Source organism: Anoxybacillus sp. TBDG-1 (assembly GCF_054815885.1).
Map to the genome: position 1 here is coordinate 1 of NZ_JBTZSY010000090.1, position 2,849 is coordinate 2,849.

Genomic DNA, 2,849 nt, shown 5'->3' on the forward strand with positions numbered 1-2,849 from the left:
CGCATAAAATCAATAAAAACTTAGGGTATGTATTTAAAACTTTTGACAATACCGTAGAAAAGGGGGAGGAAGAAGTATTAAGTCTTTCCTTTAGGAAGCAAAAAATTCTTGAAATAAGTACCAACCTATTAGCAAAAATGAATGAGTATTTTCAGGATACTCGCTTAGTGAAATGCTTAACATGCATGGGGGTGGAAAAAAATCATCAAGGAGTGCTTTTTCCATTACAGCCAACAAGTGATTTTAGCGTTTATGATCGGGAATTATGTGTGTTTATAGAATTTCTTTATGTAAAAAAAGATATGCCTGTTGTCATCGTTATTGGGCAAAATAATACAATGGTATACGGTAATATAGACGTTATATCGGCTGGAAAGGGTGGAGTTTATCACAGAACTTTTGCACATGTTATTTTATTTGAACACAATCAGCTCTTAGAGCATGTTCAAAAAGCGAATGAATATAAATTTTTCGTGTATTTGTTAAATGGTAGGAAGCTGGCTGAGGGTGTTTTTCGTATAAGGCGGGAAAAGCTTTCATATGGTAAGAAGTATTTTAATTCCTATAGCTATCATTTTGATCAAAAAACATAAGAGATACTGTTTAGATTTTTCTTATTCAATATAAATAAATGTTTCTATGGAGTACAGCTATTCATTACTTAGCACTAAATTTCATTTCTAGTGGAAAGGATGGTTAGACATGTCTACATGGAGCAGAATTGAATCAGGAATTAAACAAGGGTTAAAGGATATAGCAGCTTCGTATGGAATTGATTGGAGTGGTGCTGCTAATACTGCTAGTAAGGTAGGTCCGGCTGTTGGGGGAGGGATTAAGGGAGCTAAAAATGCACGAGCAGAAGTAGAAATGCGTATTTCTAAAGCAGAAACACGATTAGAAGTTGGAAGGATCGAAAAAGCAGCAACACAAATGGTAGCCAAAGGAGTAGCTAAAGGAGCGATTAAAGCGATAGGAATATGGGGCTTCATACCTGACATAGCCATATTTGCGAATGGTTTTAGAAAAGGGTACTCAGCTGCAGGCAACTAGGAGGGCTTATAGTGGGAGCTTACGAAATAAACGGAATTTTCCTCGTGGTCTTTATCTATTTTCTACTGTTTCGCATCATCAAGACGAAAGACACCGATTATGTTTATGCAATCATCCCCACATTACTGGGATTTATGCTTGGTTATACACCTATTTCTGACTTTATCGAACCTTATATAGCTATCTTAGTAATTGTGGTTGTGGCTATATTATGTTTTGCCATTTTCGTTAGACTGCAGGTCAAAGAAATTAAAGGTAAATTGCGAAGTAGAAAGTGAAAAAGCATGGATTTTGTACGAGTAATAATAATTAAGTGCCAGGCACATGTCGAACGGGGCGTCCAATAGCGTAACAATCTACTGATTGGACAGCTCCTTTTTTATTGGAGTCATCGACACCTAACCGAGCCGCTACCCGTATCATCGATCGAAACAAAAAGGGGTGATTGTTCTGTTTAGCTATGCGTTCGACACGATGAAGCACCCACTTCTGGAGTTGGCGAAACAATGTTTCTTCATCACACGGACTTTTCGTGAAAAAATGGCTCAGTGTCGTGCGATGGTTCGGATGAAAGCTCCCATGATGAAGATCGGTCAGCGTTCCTGAAAAGCCCTTTGTCATCATCGCATCCACGATGTGAACGAGATGCTTCATGACAGGTTTCGAGAAATAAAGCGCCAACCCTAACGTTATGAAAAACTTGTGGATTCCTTGATGATGTGCTAATCTATTCATGAGACATGAACCCCCTTGTGAGTAGTTGTGGCACATCTATTCTAACCAAGGAATTGGGTTCATGTCTTCTTTTTTGTTTGGTTGTAAATTTATGTTAGTAAATTTACTCATCTACAGGTATTAAGTCTTTCCTTTAGGAAGCAAAAAATTCTTGAAATAAGTACCAACCTATTAGCAAAAATGAATGAGTATTTTCAGGATACTCGCTTAGTGAAATGCTTAACATGCATGGGGGTGGAAAAAAATCATCAAGGAGTGCTTTTTCCATTACAGCCAACAAGTGATTTTAGCGTTTATGATCGGGAATTATGTGTGTTTATAGAATTTCTTTATGTAAAAAAAGATATGCCTGTTGTCATCGTTATTGGGCAAAATAATACAATGGTATACGGTAATATAGACGTTATATCGGCTGGAAAGGGTGGAGTTTATCACAGAACTTTTGCACATGTTATTTTATTTGAACACAATCAGCTCTTAGAGCATGTTCAAAAAGCGAATGAATATAAATTTTTCGTGTATTTGTTAAATGATAGGAAGCTGGCTGAGGGTGCTTTTCGTATAAGACGGGAAAAGCTTTCATATGGTAAGAAGTATTTTAATTCTTATAGCTATCATTTTGATCAAAAAACATAAGAGATACTGTTTGGATTTTTCTTAATTCAAGATAAATAAATCATTACTTATCACTACATTTTATTTCTAGTGGAAAGGATGGTTAGCAATGTCTACATGGAATAGAATTGAATCAGGAATTAAACAAGGATTAAAGGATGTAGCAGCTTCGTATGGATTTAACAGTTTACCAGGGGTAGGGAATTCATTAGGTAAGGCAGGTTCGGCTGTTGGAGAAGGGGTTCAGGGAGCTAGAAGTGCACGAGTAGAAGTAGAAGCTCGAATTTCTAAAGCAGAAACGCGATTGGAAGTTGGAAGAATTGAAAAAGCAGCAACACAAATGGTAGCCAAAGGAGCAGCTAAAGGGGCGATCAAAGCGATAGAAATATGGGGCTGTAACTGCTAAACTAAAGTGGACAGTTTCCGACAAATAAAATTGGACACTTATT

The 2,849-nt window shown here is 37.0% G+C and carries 5 protein-coding genes and 1 pseudogene; 5 read left to right on the top strand and 1 reads right to left on the bottom strand.

Annotation, left to right across the window (positions count from 1 at the left end):
* The first annotated feature begins 8 nt into the window (after window positions 1–8).
* From ACYQY7_RS13805 to ACYQY7_RS13815, 3 genes are all read left to right on the top strand, one after another.
* Window positions 9–593, top strand: a complete 585-nt coding sequence (locus ACYQY7_RS13805) for a hypothetical protein (RefSeq protein ID WP_461202926.1) — start codon at window positions 9–11, stop codon at window positions 591–593.
* A 109-nt stretch (window positions 594–702) separates the two neighbouring features.
* A complete protein-coding gene (locus ACYQY7_RS13810) occupies window positions 703–1,050 on the top strand; it encodes a hypothetical protein (RefSeq protein ID WP_461202918.1) in 348 nt (115 codons plus the stop codon).
* Window positions 1,051–1,061: 11 nt separating this feature from the next.
* A complete protein-coding gene (locus ACYQY7_RS13815; protein WP_461202920.1) occupies window positions 1,062–1,328 on the top strand; it encodes a hypothetical protein in 267 nt (88 codons plus the stop codon).
* A gap of 137 nt (window positions 1,329–1,465) precedes the next feature.
* Here ACYQY7_RS13815 and ACYQY7_RS13820 read toward each other — a convergent pair.
* Window positions 1,466–1,785 (bottom strand): annotated as a pseudogene (locus ACYQY7_RS13820) (IS701 family transposase); the annotation flags it as partial.
* Window positions 1,786–1,995: 210 nt separating this feature from the next.
* Here ACYQY7_RS13820 and ACYQY7_RS13825 point away from each other — a divergent pair.
* On the top strand, window positions 1,996–2,421 hold the full coding sequence (locus ACYQY7_RS13825; RefSeq protein WP_461202922.1) for a hypothetical protein: 426 nt from the start codon (window positions 1,996–1,998) through the stop codon (window positions 2,419–2,421).
* 88 nt (window positions 2,422–2,509) lie between these two features.
* The gene (locus ACYQY7_RS13830) at window positions 2,510–2,806 is read left to right on the top strand and encodes a hypothetical protein (RefSeq protein ID WP_461202924.1); all 297 of its coding nucleotides are present in this window, start codon (window positions 2,510–2,512) and stop codon (window positions 2,804–2,806) included.
* The last annotated feature ends 43 nt before the right edge of the window (window positions 2,807–2,849 follow it).

Excerpts from the sequence above, each read along its gene's own strand:
- ACYQY7_RS13810 (WP_461202918.1), top strand. The coding sequence starts at position 703 with ATGTCTACATGGAGCAGAATTGAATCAGGAATTAAACAAGGGTTAAAG.
- ACYQY7_RS13830 (WP_461202924.1), top strand. The coding sequence starts at position 2,510 with ATGTCTACATGGAATAGAATTGAATCAGGAATTAAACAAGGATTAAAG.